This window comes from Bacteroides sp. HMSC067B03, assembly GCF_001811315.1.
In the GTDB taxonomy this organism is placed as follows: domain Bacteria; phylum Bacteroidota; class Bacteroidia; order Bacteroidales; family Bacteroidaceae; genus Bacteroides; species Bacteroides faecis.
Map to the genome: position 1 here is coordinate 1 of NZ_KV804306.1, position 1264 is coordinate 1264.

A 1264-nucleotide genomic window follows, 5' to 3' on the forward strand; every position below is an offset into this window, starting at 1 on the left:
TGATCCCGTTTGCCGCGCAAATGGCTTTGACATCTTTCTTTGTAGCTCCTAGCAACGTGATATAGTTGCGGCAAAACCTGCCGTCTATTTCGTCGTATCCTTCTACACGACCGACATAACGCTTTATATTGCGCTCAAGAGTCTCCGTTCCGGCTACGATAGCACCCATACGGTGTAAAGTGTCATCATATAGAGGTATAAGCGTACAGAGGGCACTGTGCGCCAGTTTTCCGGCATCATCAAGTATTAACAAAGGGGATTTTCCAGCCATACGGTTAACGTGTGAAACAACCAAGTCCATAAGTTCATCGTTATCCATATAGCGCGTTACTGTTTCCCCCATGCATGTGGCTAATTTGGTCAGGAATTTACGTGCTGTCCATTTCCGGCATTTCAGATATATAACTGAATTATCAGCACTCATGTTATAAAGGTCTATGAGGGATTGAGTTTTTCCACTGCCGGAGCGTGAAGATATACACATCCATTTGTGATTCTTCTTTGCAGCAACGAACGCGGTGCGTACCTGCTGGTAACTGGTGACGCTTTCCACTACATTCCAGGCGTTTTCGTAGTAATTTAGACCGGAAGCAATCTTTTCAGCGATGGAATCTTCATTCGCTCCATACTTGCCGCTTCTGAATTGGGACATGGCGGTATCCGATATTCCACACTTCCGCGCCAACTCCGTTGCAGATGATCCGCGATTGATTAACTTCTCTATGTACGTTTTTAATGCTTGATTATCCATGTTGTATATCTTTTAAATTGTTTTTAAATCATCTTGAAAAATTCATGTCCAGCGGGTTGTAATCGTAATCTTCATCATTCGTTCCGGTGGAAGCCATTGCTACACTTTGCCGGGTGATATGTTGGGTCACTTCCATGAAATCCGCGTCCGTGGCGTCATCCCTCATTTTTGACCGGACATCCTTGTGCTGTCCCAAGCTGTCAGTTATCAGGTAGCGGTCAAGAACCGTTCCTGCAGCTATTTCGGGGATACGTTGGCAAATGGTGGTGATTCTCCTGTCTACCTCTTTCACTTTCTCCTTCACCGTTTCCACCATTTTAGTGTTGAAACTGTCGACACGTGCCCGGTATTCAAAATGTTCCGGTTTCTGATCAGCCAAAGCCATCGGAACTTTGATGTCACGTTGCAGTACATATTGCAATGTCCCAATCTCTTTGTCTATACGACCAGACTTCAGGCGTTTTGCGTTCGATACAAGTACCTGACTCATATCGTCCGGGTCAAAGCGTACTA

General features: G+C 45.3%; 1 protein-coding gene and 1 pseudogene. Both read right to left on the minus strand.

Annotated features, from left to right (window positions below; genetic code table 11):
* Positions 1-751, minus strand: a 751-nt coding sequence (locus tag HMPREF2794_RS06915) for an AAA family ATPase (protein ID WP_070751234.1), incomplete at its 3' end; no start/stop codon positions are given.
* A gap of 28 nt (positions 752-779) precedes the next feature.
* Positions 780-1264 (minus strand): annotated as a pseudogene (locus HMPREF2794_RS06920) (hypothetical protein); the annotation flags it as partial.